General features: G+C 63.5%; 18 protein-coding genes. 6 read left to right on the forward strand and 12 right to left on the reverse strand.

Annotation, left to right across the window (positions count from 1 at the left end):
* Window positions 1–36: 36 nt before the first annotated feature.
* Window positions 37–684 (reverse strand): site-2 protease family protein, encoded by a 648-nt coding sequence (locus P8T11_RS10840; protein WP_268081944.1) that lies wholly within the window; start codon window positions 682–684, stop codon window positions 37–39.
* A gap of 72 nt (window positions 685–756) precedes the next feature.
* Window positions 757–1383 carry an L-threonylcarbamoyladenylate synthase gene (locus P8T11_RS10845; RefSeq protein WP_268081943.1) on the reverse strand — a complete coding sequence of 209 codons (627 nt, stop codon included), beginning with the start codon at window positions 1381–1383 and terminating at the stop codon, window positions 757–759.
* A gap of 85 nt (window positions 1384–1468) precedes the next feature.
* Between P8T11_RS10845 and ypfJ the strand changes: the two genes are divergently transcribed.
* The 3 genes from ypfJ (at window position 1469) to P8T11_RS10860 (ending at window position 3803) form a co-directional block, all read left to right on the forward strand.
* Window positions 1469–2320, forward strand: a complete 852-nt coding sequence (ypfJ, locus tag P8T11_RS10850) for a KPN_02809 family neutral zinc metallopeptidase (protein ID WP_268081942.1) — start codon at window positions 1469–1471, stop codon at window positions 2318–2320.
* A gap of 185 nt (window positions 2321–2505) precedes the next feature.
* A complete protein-coding gene (locus P8T11_RS10855) occupies window positions 2506–3042 on the forward strand; it encodes a hypothetical protein (RefSeq protein ID WP_268081941.1) in 537 nt (178 codons plus the stop codon).
* On the forward strand, window positions 3039–3803 hold the full coding sequence (locus P8T11_RS10860; RefSeq protein ID WP_100856746.1) for a DUF1828 domain-containing protein: 765 nt from the start codon (window positions 3039–3041) through the stop codon (window positions 3801–3803). The genes P8T11_RS10855 and P8T11_RS10860 overlap by 4 nt, the downstream gene beginning before the upstream one ends.
* Here P8T11_RS10860 and P8T11_RS10865 read toward each other — a convergent pair.
* The 3 genes from P8T11_RS10865 to P8T11_RS10875 all read right to left on the reverse strand — a co-directional run bounded on the left by P8T11_RS10865 (window position 3800) and on the right by P8T11_RS10875 (window position 5879).
* Window positions 3800–4072, reverse strand: a complete 273-nt coding sequence (locus tag P8T11_RS10865; RefSeq protein WP_100856747.1) for a hypothetical protein — start codon at window positions 4070–4072, stop codon at window positions 3800–3802. The two genes, P8T11_RS10860 and P8T11_RS10865, sit on opposite strands and share 4 nt — an antisense overlap.
* 222 nt (window positions 4073–4294) lie before the next feature.
* Entirely contained in the window at window positions 4295–4960 is a 666-nt protein-coding gene (locus tag P8T11_RS10870; protein WP_268081940.1) for an N-acetyltransferase, read from the reverse strand.
* A gap of 181 nt (window positions 4961–5141) precedes the next feature.
* Window positions 5142–5879: an ArsR/SmtB family transcription factor gene (locus P8T11_RS10875; RefSeq protein WP_268081939.1), complete on the reverse strand. Its 738-nt coding sequence runs from the start codon at window positions 5877–5879 to the stop codon at window positions 5142–5144.
* Between the two features lie 86 nt (window positions 5880–5965).
* Between P8T11_RS10875 and P8T11_RS10880 the strand changes: the two genes are divergently transcribed.
* Window positions 5966–7288, forward strand: a complete 1323-nt coding sequence (locus P8T11_RS10880; protein WP_268081938.1) for an MFS transporter — start codon at window positions 5966–5968, stop codon at window positions 7286–7288.
* Here the strand turns inward: P8T11_RS10880 and P8T11_RS10885 are convergent.
* Together P8T11_RS10885 and P8T11_RS10890 are read right to left on the reverse strand one after the other, a co-directional pair.
* Entirely contained in the window at window positions 7248–7880 is a 633-nt protein-coding gene (locus P8T11_RS10885; RefSeq protein WP_268081937.1) for an FMN-binding negative transcriptional regulator, read from the reverse strand. The genes P8T11_RS10880 and P8T11_RS10885 overlap by 41 nt on opposite strands.
* 117 nt (window positions 7881–7997) lie before the next feature.
* Window positions 7998–8192 (reverse strand): hypothetical protein, encoded by a 195-nt coding sequence (locus tag P8T11_RS10890; RefSeq protein WP_268081936.1) that lies wholly within the window; start codon window positions 8190–8192, stop codon window positions 7998–8000.
* 470 nt (window positions 8193–8662) lie between these two features.
* On the opposite strand from P8T11_RS10890, the gene P8T11_RS10895 reads away from it, so the two are divergent.
* Both P8T11_RS10895 and P8T11_RS10900 read left to right on the forward strand, forming a co-directional pair.
* Window positions 8663–8830, forward strand: coding sequence for a hypothetical protein (locus P8T11_RS10895; protein WP_167401052.1), 168 nt, complete (start codon window positions 8663–8665; stop codon window positions 8828–8830).
* Window positions 8831–8996: 166 nt separating this feature from the next.
* Window positions 8997–9986 carry an Lnb N-terminal periplasmic domain-containing protein gene (locus tag P8T11_RS10900; protein WP_268081935.1) on the forward strand — a complete coding sequence of 330 codons (990 nt, stop codon included), beginning with the start codon at window positions 8997–8999 and terminating at the stop codon, window positions 9984–9986.
* Window positions 9987–10041: 55 nt separating this feature from the next.
* Here the strand turns inward: P8T11_RS10900 and P8T11_RS10905 are convergent, their stop codons facing one another.
* The 5 genes from P8T11_RS10905 to P8T11_RS10925 all read right to left on the reverse strand — a co-directional run bounded on the left by P8T11_RS10905 (window position 10042) and on the right by P8T11_RS10925 (window position 12484).
* Window positions 10042–10512: a carboxymuconolactone decarboxylase family protein gene (locus tag P8T11_RS10905; protein WP_268081934.1), complete on the reverse strand. Its 471-nt coding sequence runs from the start codon at window positions 10510–10512 to the stop codon at window positions 10042–10044.
* A 223-nt stretch (window positions 10513–10735) separates the two neighbouring features.
* Window positions 10736–11002 carry a hypothetical protein gene (locus P8T11_RS10910; RefSeq protein WP_268081933.1) on the reverse strand — a complete coding sequence of 89 codons (267 nt, stop codon included), beginning with the start codon at window positions 11000–11002 and terminating at the stop codon, window positions 10736–10738.
* Window positions 10986–11480, reverse strand: a complete 495-nt coding sequence (locus tag P8T11_RS10915) for a hypothetical protein (protein WP_268081932.1) — start codon at window positions 11478–11480, stop codon at window positions 10986–10988. The genes P8T11_RS10910 and P8T11_RS10915 overlap by 17 nt, the downstream gene beginning before the upstream one ends.
* Window positions 11470–11934, reverse strand: coding sequence for a hypothetical protein (locus tag P8T11_RS10920; protein WP_268081931.1), 465 nt, complete (start codon window positions 11932–11934; stop codon window positions 11470–11472). The genes P8T11_RS10915 and P8T11_RS10920 overlap by 11 nt, the downstream gene beginning before the upstream one ends.
* Window positions 11935–12031: 97 nt before the next feature.
* A complete protein-coding gene (locus P8T11_RS10925) occupies window positions 12032–12484 on the reverse strand; it encodes a hypothetical protein (protein WP_268081930.1) in 453 nt (150 codons plus the stop codon).
* Between the last annotated feature and the right edge of the window lie 12 nt (window positions 12485–12496).

Consider the following 12496-nt stretch of genomic DNA (forward strand, 5'->3'; position numbering starts at 1 on the left):
GGAAACCGCTGAGTTTAACGGATATTGGATGAAATCCTACAGAAACCACTGAACGATAGTCGTTCCAAGTTCATACACCGGCCGCATCAAAAGCCAGAGCACATCGGTGACCAGCAACACGATGACAATCACCAGCCCGTAGGGCTCGATTTTCGAATATTGCCAGGCCAGGCGGTTGGGCAGCAGGCTGAACAGGATGCGTCCCCCATCCAGCGGCAGGATCGGCAGCAGGTTAAGCGCCATCAACACCAGGTTGATATTCACGCCCGCCACGCCCATCTGGAACCAGAAGGATTCCTGCATGCCGGATTCCAGCATCATGCGTAGTGAAAACGCCCACATGATCGCCATGACCAGATTCGCGGCCGGCCCCGCCAGCGCCACCCACAACATGTCGCGCTTGGGCCGGCGCAAGCGCCCGAAGTCCACCGGCACGGGCTTGGCCCAGCCAAACAGCATGCCCGGGCTGCCCAACAGTTTGGACGCCAGCAAAATGGCCATGGGCACAAGCAGCGTGCCGATCGGGTCGATATGCCGCGCCGGATTCAGGCTGACGCGGCCCGCTTCATAAGCGGTGGGATCGCCGAACATGCGCGCCACGTAACCGTGAGCGGCTTCGTGCAGCGTGATGGCGAAAATGACCGGGATCGCGTAGACGGCAATGGTTTGAATGAGGTCGTTCATGGCGAACCGGATTGTAGATGAACCGCGTGCCGGCGGCAGCCGGCACGCATGGGTAATGCTGGAAAAGGGGAATCAGGCAAGGCCGAGCGTGGCCGGGTCGCCGCGGCCCACGCGCACCACGACGGGATCGTCGCTGGTCAGGTCGATGACGGTGGTGGGTGACTGCGGGCAGGCGCCCGCGTCGATGATGGCGGCCAGATCGTGGTCGTAGCGTTCGCGGATGGCTTCGGCGTCGTTCAACGCGTCGGTTTCGTCCTTGGGAATCAGCGTGGTGGAAAGCAGCGGCGCGCCGACTTGCTCCAGCAGGCCAAGCATTACGAGGTTATCGGGCACGCGAATACCGATGGTCTTGCGCGACGGGTGCGATACGCGCCGCGGCACTTCCTTGGTGGCTTCAAGAATGAAGGTCCACGGCCCCGGCGTGGCAGCCTTCAACAAGCGGTATTGCTTGTTGTCGACCCGCGCGAAATGGCCGATTTCGGCCAGGTCACGGCACAGCAGCGTCAAGTGATGTCTTTCGTCCAGACCGCGTAGCCGGCGCAGGCCGTCCGCGGCGTCTTTGTCGTCCAGCCGCGCGACAACGGCGTAGCTGGAATCGGTGGGTACGGCCACGAGGCCCCCATCGTTCAGCCATTGGGCTGCCTGCTTGAGCAGGCGAGGTTGAGGATTCGCAGGATGAATAGATAAATGCAGAGCCATGGGATTATCCTAACACTCTTGAATGCCGCCCAACGACGGGCGGCGATGCAAAATGGCGGGATGCCGACCCGCCCGGAGAAACAGTATGCGCCTCGATGACTCGCGCGAAAGCGACAACGTTGAAGACCGACGGTCTCGCGGTCCCCGTATCGGCGGACGAGGAACCATCGGCATCGGTACGATAGTACTTGCCTTGGTGGCCATGTACTTTGGCGTGGACCCCAGCGTGGTCCTGCAGATGGCCGAAGGCCCGCCCGCCACGCAGCAAGCGCCCGCGACCCAACCGCCCGCCAACGACCCGCAAGCGCGCTTCGTGGCCAAGGTGCTGGGTGAAACCGAAGACACCTGGGCCGCCATCTTTCAAAAAGACCTGAACCGCCAGTACGTCGCGCCCAAGCTGGTGCTGTTCCGTGGCGCCACGCCCACCGCCTGTGGCACGGGCCAGTCCGCCATGGGGCCGTTCTACTGCCCGGGCGACAGCAAGGTGTATATCGACCTGGCGTTCTTCGATGAATTGCAGAACCAGTTCAAGGCGCCGGGCGATTTCGCGCAGGCCTATGTGATCGCGCACGAAGTCGGACACCACGTGCAGCATCTGCTGGGCATTTCGGATCAGGTGGATCAACTGCGCCGCCGCAACCCGGCCCAAGCCAATGCGTTGTCGGTGCGGGTGGAGTTGCAGGCCGACTGCTTTGCCGGCTTGTGGGCGCAGCGTGCCAATGCGGCTCGCAACATCCTGGAAGGTGGCGACGTCGAAGAAGCGCTGGGCGCGGCCACCGCCATCGGCGACGACCGCCTGCAAAAGCAGGCGCAAGGGTATGCCGTGCCAGACTCTTTCACCCATGGCTCATCCGCTCAGCGTGTGCGCTGGTTCAAGCGTGGCCTGGAAAGCGGCAACATCAAGCAATGCGATACGTTCGCGGCCAGCACGCTGTAGCCGTCGTCTGAACGCCCGATCCGCACCACCCTCCTTTGCTGTATATCCATACAGCAAAGGGTTTGCGCTGACTCCATCTTGTAAGATTACGCCCCCTCGCCCTGTTTGCGCGCATGAGTTCCTGCGCCATGCCGCGAGCGGTGCCGCGCATTCGGCGCGCAGTTCAAAGACCCTAGATCCGTTTTATGGCCAACAAGTTCGAACCGTTAATTACCGTTGATGAGGTGCAAGAGATCCTTGCCGAACCCAAGGAAACCGTAAAACCGATCGCCTGGCTGCCCAAGCCCGCCGCCAACAACATCCAGTGGATGGAGTTCAGCAGCGCCTGCAAGGTCAAGGGCGAAGTGCGCGACGACGTGATCTTTCGCGTCACCTACCGTGGCGCGCGTACGGTGGTGCACGGCCAGGCCACGATCTTCCTGACCGAAGCGTTCTGTGCCAGCCTGTTTGTCGGGCCGCACCGCGTGTTCGGCGTGGACACCGATGACTCCTTCCACACCAGCCTGGTGGGCGAAGGCCGGCCGCAGTTCCGCAAGCCGCTTGCGGACCGCAGCCACGAACATATCTGGGTGGACGAAGGCGAAGGCTATGCCGAGCCGATCGTGCCCGCCCTGCACAATATCGGCGCGCTGATGCAGTACTTCCTGCCGCGGGCGAACCTGACGCTAGTCGGCGGTTTTGCGCATCCCCTCAAAGGCCGCCAAATCGAACTGATCCTATGAGCAATTTTCTGGAAGCCTCCGGCTGGACCGTACTGCCGGCCGGTGAACACGCCATTCGCGCCGTCGCCCCCATGACCTTGGGGCTGGACGGCCAGCACGCGGCCTTCTTCATCGCGCACCCGGACGACGCCACGTTCTATCTGACCGACGCCTGTGAGACCTCGATGCACGCCTCCAGCTACGGCATCGAGATAGGCCCCAAACGCATCGACATGCTGAACGAAACGCCCGGCGTCAGCCTGGCGCATTTCGACCGCGACGGCGCCATCGTGGCAAGCGGCCCGAACGAGCAGTTACAGGAAGCCTTGTGGGACGCGGTGAAGCTGGCGATGGCGCTGTCGTTCCAATGCGCCAAGTGGATGCCCAAGTTCAGCCAACTGCGTTTTCGCGCCCAGGTGGGCCGCGCGCTGGCTGAAGGCGTGGGGGCAAACCGCATGGTCAAGGGCGCGCGCGCCAAGGGCAGCAGCGGCCACACGGCCGACTTCGCGTTCGCCGTCCGCGCGGCGGGCAGCACGGCGCTGACCTACATCGAACCGATTGCGCTGAAGGCCGGCAAGAAGATGGACTGGACGCAGGTCTATCAAACCCACGGCAAGATGTCAGACGTAAAGATGGCGGACGCGCGCAACTCGCGCATGGTCATCCTGGAAGACGGCGCCACGGCCGAGGAATTCAAAAAGGCCGTGACCATACTTGAGCAGTCCGCAACGGTGCAGACACTGGCCAAGACGCGCGATTGGCGGGAAGTCTTTTCCGGCTAGGACGGCATGTTCGTCAGGCCGTCGACGATTTCGCGGCCATGCAAGATGGCCGCGTGCACGGCTTCGCGTGGACTGTAGACAAATCCGCCGTCCGCAAAGCGCGGAACCGGATATTCGTCACCGCCTTCCAGCACGGCGCCTGCCTGAACCACCATTACCGATGCGATGAATACGGGGCCGCTGGGCAACGCTGGAATTTCAGCGTCCGCGCCCCGGGACACCTTGGCCGTCAGCCGGTATCCCTTGTAGATCAAGTTGTTTTGATGCACTTTCGGATGCCCTCGTTCTGCGGGTCAGCATACCTCGACCGTTCATGACAGTTCAGATATGTTTTGTAACCTCGGCAGTTAATAGAAACACTGTTGCATGGCAATAATTGCGTCCCCGTTTCTAGGCGGTCACCTCGTGGCGCGGGGTGGTGAACGCAATGGCAAGCCTGGCGCGGCTTTTCGGCTGGCGCTGCTTTTTGTCACGCGTTCGCGCCAAACGAATTACAGGGATTTCCCTAGGCCCTGTTGCGAAAGCGCATCTATGGACGAAATCATCCCTGTTGCCTGCATGTAATCGGACAGATCCCAGCCACGCCCCAGCATGATCATCCGGGTGTGCAGATCTGCAAGCACCTGAGCCTGTACCTGCTTGCCCAGATAGCGCAATTGCTTGCGCCGCAAATCCACGAAGCCCAGCTCGTAGTCGCGCGCCAGGCCCATCCATAGCCGATGTGCGCCAGGCGATTGGCGCGCGCCGCTGATGATGCACAAGCCCGCGTCCAGCCCCCAGCGGTAGACCGCCGTGGCCAGCCCCATGCCCTGATACGGCGCGGCGTATTTGGAATGCGGCGCGCGCACGAAAGGGTCTGCCCGCTTGCCCACTTCAATCAGCCGGTTGAAGACGGTGTAGCCCGCCACGCGGTCGCGCTGCACGTCCACCACATACACGTAGTATTCGCCGTCGGCTTCGCGGTAGCGCAGCACGATGCCCGGAATATCCGTTTGCACCTGCGGCAGTCCGTGCAAGCGATCCGAAGGCCGCTGCATCCGCGCGTGGATGGCATCGAGTTCACGCTCGACCTCTTCTGGCGCGTGATTGACGTCAATGCGAAGCTCCGTGACGAAACGGGTGGATAAACGAAATGCGTGCAGCGCCAACGTAGGCAAGGCCCCCTCCTGACGAAAGTTGATAAGGCTAATGAGAAAACCAGGGGAAAAAAACAATGCTCAAGAAGACTTGAACGTAAACAAGCCGACGAAAAAAAAGCCGCATTCGCGGCTGGAATGACAATGTTCAATGCGCCGTCATCGGCTCAAACCGAGAACGCGATAAACGAAGGCTTGCAGGCTATGCCGCGGCATGCGCGTCCCCCAGCAATCCATCATGGGCGGCCTGCGCATCCGGTGCGCCAAAGAAAGCCGGGAACTGCCGCGCGCCTTTTCGCGTAACCGCCAGCGCGCGCGAATCAAGGCTCTTTTCGATCCAGCCGCGCTCCACCAACGCGTTCAGCAAGGCCGCGCCCAGCGCGCCGCCCAGGTGCGAACGACGCTCGCTCCAGTCCAGGCAGGCGCAGGCAAAGCGGCGGCGGCGCTGCCGCGCTTGCGCAACGTCCACGCCGACCTGCGCCAGCGACGCCTCGCCCAGCGGGGTCAGTGTGTAGTCGCGGCCATCAGCCGTCAGCCAGTGGCGCGCGACCATGGCGTCGTGGATCCGCACGGCCAGCGTGCCGGCCATATGGTCATAGCAGGTGCGGGCTTCGCGCAGCGCGGACGGCGTATTGGGCTTGAAGGGCACGCGCTCGGCGCCCGCCACCACCAGCAAGGCTTCCAGCGCATGTCCCACTTCGCCGTTGGCCAGGCGATAGTAGCGATGCTTGCCTTGCACAGCCATGTCGACCAAACCCTGTTCACGCAGGCGCTGAAAATGGCTGCTGGCTGTGGACGCGCCGATATCGGCGGCGGCGGCCAGCTCGGTTGCGGTGCGCGCGCGCCCGTCCAGCAGCAGGCACAGCATGCGGGCGCGGGCGGGGTCGGCAATGGCGCCCGCCACGGCCGAGAGATTGATGTCGGCGAACTCGGATTCCATGATTCGCTATAGACCAAAGTGTTGTGTGCAGAGCGTAAGCATACTTCGGGACATCCCAACAAAACATCCCGATCATTCCGAAAATCATGTCTACATCGTCCGCGTTCTTCGGTTGGAAAGTCCTTGCCGCCACGTTCGTGCTGGCCATCTTTGGCTGGGGCGTGGGCTTCTATGGCCCGCCCGTATTCCTGCATGCCGTGGTGCAACGCACCGGCTGGAGCGTGGCGCTCGTGTCCGGCGCCGTCACGCTGCACTTTCTAAGTGGCACCGTGGTCGTCGCCAACCTGCCCCGCCTGTACCGCCGCATCGGCGTGCCGCAGGTCACCTTCGGCGGCGCGGTGTTGCTGGCGCTGGGTGTGACCGGGTGGTCAATGGCCGTGGCGCCGTGGCAGTTGTATGGCGCCGCGATGTTGAGCGGCATGGGCTGGGTGGCCTTGGGCGCCGCGGCCGTCAATGCGCTGATCGCCCCCTGGTTCGTGCGGCGGCGGCCGGCCGCGCTGGGCATGGCCTATAACGGCGCCAGCGTGGGCGGCATTGTGTTCTCGCCGCTGTGGGTGTTTTTGATCGCGCAGGCGGGCTTTGCCCACGCCGCCTGGTGGGTGGGCGCGGTGATGGTGCTGGTGATTGCGCTGCTGGCGCGCAAGGTGTTCGCGGTCACGCCGCAGCAACTGGGCCAAATGCCGGACGGCGACGACGCCGCCATGCCTGTTGCCGCGTCGTCCGCACCCCTGCCCCGCGTTCCGCGCCTGTGGCACGACCGCGCCTTTCTGACGCTGGCGGGTGGCATGGCGCTGGGGCTGTTTGCCCAGATCGGGCTGATCGCGCATCTGCTGTCGCTCTTGGCGCCGTTGCTGGGTGCGCAAACGGCCGGCATCGCAATGGGCCTGGCCACGGCTGCCGCCATCGCCGGCCGCACCATCGTGGGCGCGGTGATGCCCGCCGGCGCGGATCGGCGAGTGGTCGCGTGCGTGGCCTACGCCGTGCAAATCTGCGGGTCGCTCACGCTGATGCTGGCGGCCGAGCATCAATGGGCGGTGTGGGTGGGTGTGATCCTGTTCGGGTCGGGCATCGGCAATGCCACGTCCTTGCCGCCGTTGATCGCGCAAACGGAATTCGCGCGCGAAGACACCATGCGGGTGGTGCCGCTGATTGTCGCCCTGTCGCAAGGCGCCTACGCCTTCGCGCCCGCGCTGTTCGGCCTGCTGCGCGCCGTGCTGGACGCAGGCGGTCAGGCGATGATCGGCTTTCTGGCGGTGGCGGCCTTGCTGCAGGGCGCGGCCATCCTCTGCTTTGCGGCCGGGCGTGGCCACGCGGCGGCGCGCGTGGCGCCGCCTGCCGCCACTGCCGCCTCTGCCGCCTCTGCCCCCATCAAGCCGGCGGCCCCCGGCGCGCCACCAGCGCGGCCATGACCGCGTCGCCGGCTTCGTTGGCCAGCCCTTGCGCCACGCCCTCGCGGTCGGCCGGCGTCCGGTTCTGGCTGACCTTCCATTTGCCTTCGATGCGCGATATCGGGATCTCGACCCCGACAATGGCCCGCATCTGCGCCGCGATGAATGCCGCCGGCGCCTCGTCCACGCTCCAGGGTTGCACGCGCGCTTTTTCCTGGCTGGCGGTCAACGCGTCCAACTGCGCGCGCAACCAGGCCGGATCCTCCTGGATCACGGGCGTGCCCCACACATGCACCGCCACGAAATTCCACGTGGGCACCACCTTGTGCGTCTCGGCCTTGGTGGCGTACCAGGACGGCGTGATGTAGGCCTGTGGCCCATGGAATGCAATCAGGCATTCCTGCCCTGCCGCCAGATGCGCAAGCTGCGGATTGGCGCGCGCCACATGCAGGCGCAGCACGCCATGATCGCCTTCGGGATAGAGCAGACAGGGGATATGGTTGGCCATCAAGCCGCCCTCGCCGCTGGTCATGACGACGCCCAGCGGATGGGCGCGGATAAATTCGTGCTGGACGGCAAGATCGTCTTCACGGAAAGCGGATGGCAGGTACATGGCTGTCTGGCGTTGTCAGGAAAAAACACAACATAACGCCATCGTGGCCCCATGCACAGGGCCATCGCCTTACCGTTTTATGGAGCCACCCAGGGGCGCCCCGCCTGCTGGACTGGCTTATCGTCGGACGCGCTCGTAGGCCTGGTTCATGCGCTCCCGAGCCTCGGTTTCGCGCGCAAAGGCGCGATCGTAGCTTTCCAGACATCCCGGGGTGGGGTTCGGCCATTTGATTGCGGCGATGGCTGTCGTGAGCTCGTCGCGCGCACGCTGCCAGGCTTTGACAGCGGCGTACCATTCCTTGGCGGTGTCCATAGTGATCCCCCTACGTGCACGCTTTCAATCGTAGCGCCGCCTACCGCCGCAGCCGCGTTGTTCTCCCTGAAAAAAATGGATGAGCTCCAGTTCCTGACAGGGTTTACCCGCCGAAGACGCTTGCCGGAAGTGTTGCCGACGGCATCGCATCGCTGCGTTCGCAATCTGCGTAAAATTCGGCAGCTCCGACGGAGCACAAGGCAACCATGCGGCAATGGAATGCACCGGGATCGACACGCTGAGCAACACCCGGGCCATCTCTTAACGAACCGCGCATGGACTGCCAGCACACAGCGTTCCGGACCGCGATATGCCAGCTTGCCGCAAGCGGGGAACCTTGCAGGCGCCGCCCCGGTCCTAGCCCCGAGTTTTTTTTCAAGAATCACGATGTGATGAATATTGACGTCAACCCTCACTTACCCACAGCCACGGCTAATGCTACTGTTCCGCCTGTGCAAGGAGTACATGCAATGGATCAGAAAACGAAGCCCTGGGCCTTTCCCAAGCCTCATCCGGAAAACACCCCACGCGGTGAGCGCAACAAACAGGAGTTCGACGCTCCTGCCGAAGTCAAGAAACCCGCGCCTAAACCGCGCGCCAAAAAAGAACCGCCGGCCACAAGCCGGGCGCGTTCCTGATGCTGCCGGCCAGGACGCACGCCGCCCGCGCGGCGTTGTCCGTCCCATGCCGGCTCCACCGCCACCCGTTGCCCTGACGGACCCCGCGTCGACACCCCCACGACGCAATTGACGGTTCAAATCAAGCCCGGCCATACTCTGGCGGCCTCGACCGCTCAGGGATCCCATGACCGCTTCCATCCTGCTTGGCATCACCATCATGCTGGTCGCATCTTGGGGCGCGCTGGCCTTATGGATACGCGCGCCCTTGGCCCCCATGGCAAGGGGCTTGCTGACGCTGGCCTGGTTGATGCTGGCCTTGGCGGCCTTGGCCGCATTGGCCTGGCCCGCATGGCGTGCCGCCGGCTACGGCTTCGCGCTAGCCACGCTGGCGTTGCTGCTCTGGTGGCGCGGCATCCGCGCGTCAAACGATCGAAGATGGATCCCGGAAGTTTCACGCCAAACGTACGGCGAGATCGACGGCGACCAGGTCACGCTGCACAACGTGCGCAACTTCGACTGGCGCAGCCGCACCGACTTCACGCCCCATTGGGAAACCCGCCGCTACGCGCTCAACGCGTTGCAATCCGTGGACGTGGCGCTGTCGTACTGGGGCCGCCCGGCCATTGCCCACGCCTTGGTGTCGTTTGGTTTCGGTGATGATCAATACGTGGTGTTCTCGGTGGAAATCCGCCGCAAGGAAGGCGACCGCTTTTCCGAGATAGGTGGCTTTTTCAAGCTGTACGAGCTGAGCCTGATTGCCTCCACCGAAGAAGACAGCCTGCGCGTACGCACCAACGTGCGTGGCGAAGACTGCTACCTGTACCGCATCCAGATGCCGCCGGAAGATGCGCGTTCGTTGTTACTGGCGTATGTGGACCGCGCGAACCGGCTGCGCGACACGCCCCGCTTCTATCACACGCTGACGGCCAACTGCACCACCATCGTGTTCCAGATGGCGCGGCGCATCGTGCCGGGACTTCCGCTGGACTACCGCCAGCTGGCATCCGGCTACCTGCCCGAGTATTTCTTCGACCTGCACGTGCTGCAAGGCGCGGACAGCGCCGAGCAGTATCGCGAGCGGGGCCGCTACACCGACCGGGCACGCGCTCATGGGGATGCCCCGGGGTTTTCTCGAATCATCCGGCAGGACGTGCCGGGCATTGGTCCTTCGTAGCTTTTTTGCAGACGCACCATGACGACATTGAAGCGCCAGACGCTGCGTCTTTGCATTACTTCGCGGCCTTCTCCGCTGCCTTGGTCGCGGCCGGCGTGGCCCTGAACGACACGCCCAGACGATTGAAGGCGTTCATCAGGCCGATCGCGTAGGTCAGGTCCGCCAGTTCCTTGTCGTTGAATTCAGCGGCTGCCGCGGCATAGTCCTCGTCCGGCACGCCGGTATCGGCCACGCGCGTCACGCTTTCCGCCCAGGCAAACGCCGCGCGTTCCTGCTGCGTGAACACGGCGCCCGCTTCGTGCCACACCGGCACCAGCACCAGCTTGTCCACGGTCACGCCCTGCTTGATCAGGTCACGCGAATGCATGTCGATGCAGTAGGCGCAGCCATTGATCTGCGACACCCGCAGAAAGACAAGGTTGACCAAGGTCTTGGGCAGCCCGCAGTCATGCAGGTAGGCGTATACCGCGCCGAAGGCTTTGTAACCGTCGGGCGAAGCTTGGGCGTAGTCGAGGCGAGTGCTCATGGTGAATCCTGGATAGAGATATTTCAGAACCGCTATCGTGCACCTGCCTGGCCCAGCCGGATAGAGCCATAAATCGCAATATGGACTAGGTCATGACGGCGCACCGCCGCACAGCTTGCGCCAGACGGCATTGCCGTCCCGGATCTGCCGGCGAATAGAAGCCGGCGTGGCATCCACCTGCGCCGCCTCATCGAAATAGATCGGCCGCGCGTGCTCGCAATATTCAACGCCCACCCGGGCCGGCGCCACGCACCCAGTCACGCTTAAGCTCATCAGCAATGGCAGCGTCATCCATACGCGCCGTCTGGTCCTGAACATTCTTTACCTCCTGCCGAGCCTGATCGGCCTGCCGGTTGATTTGCGTGTCGCGCTGCTCGCGCTCGGCGCTGCGGCCGACGCTGCGTCCACGCAGGTAGGCCAGCAAAAACACAGCGGTCGCAGCCAACGCGGCCATCGCCATCCCCGTGAAACGCTCAAGCCAGGCGCGCATGTTCGACCTCCATCGTGGACAAGGCTTGTGCATACAACACTGGCCACGTCTGCGGATGCGGCTTACCCGGACGCCAGGTGCGCAGGTACAGCGCCCAAGCGCCGTCGGCATCGCCCACAGCGGGCAAACGCAACGGGTCCGTCCACAGCAACAGGCGCGCAAACGCGGCGGCGAGGATGTCGTCCGTTTCCAGGGCAGCGTGGACGGTTGCGGAGGCCGGGGCAACCCGACGGGCCGCGCAAATCCGCAGGGCGTTTTCGCGGCTGGTGGGATGCATCAACACGCCCCGCACGCCGCCGCTACGCTCGAACTGCCAGAACCCGCGCGCCGGTCCACCGACCTGGCGGCGATGCTGAAAGCGGCTTTCCTGCAAGCCGATGGCAAGGAGCAGGACGCGGGCTTGAGGCGTGTCCATGGCCGACGGAAGCAGCGCGAGCGCGGGCACGATGGCGGCATGGGTGATGGCATCAAGATCCATGGTTGTTCCCCCCGCCCCGCCGATGCACGCCGACGCCGAACAGCTTGCGGCGCGCATCCGCCAACCATTCCAGCACACCCTTTTTCCGCATGCTGGCCATCCAGCGCATATAGGCTCCCAGCACCCACCACGCGGGCAGGCCAGCCAGCAACATGCTGGGACCCAGGACGTAGAACTTGGCAAGCAAGGCATCGTCAGTGCCCGCGCCATGCTGGGCCAGCCAGGTCATGGATTGCATCAAGGCGGGCTTCCAGGTGATGACGGCGGCGGCAAGCGCAGGGCCGAAGAGGAAAGAACAGGCCACGGTGGATACCGTGCGGACGGTGAACTCACGAATACTATGCGGCGGCATGATCAAAAGGCCAAGCATGGCCGCGATCGCAGCCGGAATGCCATACGCCATCGCGACCTTCAGGGCGGCCAGACCGCCCAGACTGGTAGAGCCGGGTTCCATGTTGGGGTTGCTCCTGAAAAGTGTGTGCAGGATGGGGCCTCCTGTAGGGACGGGGAAAAGCCCGCGCACGGGCGTATTGAATCTTGAAGAATTGCCTCTACTCGAACGACGGCAACTCGACGAAAAGTGAGTCATCCGAAGGAACATCGCGCGTCCGAGACACCACCAGATCAGAGATCTGACCGAACTTTTCTCGAACGAGGCTGCGCCAAGCACGCAATTTCCTCGCTTCAATTTGGAATCGCGGCACCGCCGATTCATCCGCGTATGACACCGCAATCAACAAGCTTTCGTAGCCCATCGTCCGCGCCTTAGAGTCCATGTAAGCCTGCACCGCAAACCACTTTGCCGCCATGACACTCGCCAGATCAACCGGTTCAAGCGGCGGCGGAAAGAACTCGCCCCGTTCGTATCTCCATCCGTCCACGACCCCAGGACCGGCCGGCACCCAGTCATACCCCGGCGGGGTCAGGTTGGCGATGTCCATTTCTTCCACAATCTCGATGACTTCAGTCACCACATAGTCCAACACTCGTGCATATCGCTTCATTGCATGCTCCTG

This window comes from Achromobacter spanius, from assembly GCF_029637605.1.
Classification (GTDB): Bacteria; Pseudomonadota; Gammaproteobacteria; order Burkholderiales; family Burkholderiaceae_B; genus Achromobacter; species Achromobacter spanius_E.

Coding starts and splice junctions, on each gene's coding strand:
- P8T11_RS10840 (WP_268081944.1), bottom strand. CDS start 684: ATGAACGACCTCATTCAAACCATTGCCGTCTACGCGATCCCGGTCATT.
- P8T11_RS10845 (WP_268081943.1), bottom strand. CDS start 1,383: ATGGCTCTGCATTTATCTATTCATCCTGCGAATCCTCAACCTCGCCTG.
- ypfJ (WP_268081942.1), top strand. CDS start 1,469: ATGCGCCTCGATGACTCGCGCGAAAGCGACAACGTTGAAGACCGACGG.
- P8T11_RS10855 (WP_268081941.1), top strand. CDS start 2,506: ATGGCCAACAAGTTCGAACCGTTAATTACCGTTGATGAGGTGCAAGAG.
- P8T11_RS10860 (WP_100856746.1), top strand. CDS start 3,039: ATGAGCAATTTTCTGGAAGCCTCCGGCTGGACCGTACTGCCGGCCGGT.
- P8T11_RS10875 (WP_268081939.1), bottom strand. CDS start 5,879: ATGGAATCCGAGTTCGCCGACATCAATCTCTCGGCCGTGGCGGGCGCC.
- P8T11_RS10880 (WP_268081938.1), top strand. CDS start 5,966: ATGTCTACATCGTCCGCGTTCTTCGGTTGGAAAGTCCTTGCCGCCACG.
- P8T11_RS10885 (WP_268081937.1), bottom strand. CDS start 7,880: ATGTACCTGCCATCCGCTTTCCGTGAAGACGATCTTGCCGTCCAGCAC.
- P8T11_RS10890 (WP_268081936.1), bottom strand. CDS start 8,192: ATGGACACCGCCAAGGAATGGTACGCCGCTGTCAAAGCCTGGCAGCGT.
- P8T11_RS10895 (WP_167401052.1), top strand. CDS start 8,663: ATGGATCAGAAAACGAAGCCCTGGGCCTTTCCCAAGCCTCATCCGGAA.
- P8T11_RS10900 (WP_268081935.1), top strand. CDS start 8,997: ATGACCGCTTCCATCCTGCTTGGCATCACCATCATGCTGGTCGCATCT.
- P8T11_RS10905 (WP_268081934.1), bottom strand. CDS start 10,512: ATGAGCACTCGCCTCGACTACGCCCAAGCTTCGCCCGACGGTTACAAA.
- P8T11_RS10910 (WP_268081933.1), bottom strand. CDS start 11,002: ATGCGCGCCTGGCTTGAGCGTTTCACGGGGATGGCGATGGCCGCGTTG.
- P8T11_RS10915 (WP_268081932.1), bottom strand. CDS start 11,480: ATGGATCTTGATGCCATCACCCATGCCGCCATCGTGCCCGCGCTCGCG.
- P8T11_RS10920 (WP_268081931.1), bottom strand. CDS start 11,934: ATGGAACCCGGCTCTACCAGTCTGGGCGGTCTGGCCGCCCTGAAGGTC.
- P8T11_RS10925 (WP_268081930.1), bottom strand. CDS start 12,484: ATGAAGCGATATGCACGAGTGTTGGACTATGTGGTGACTGAAGTCATC.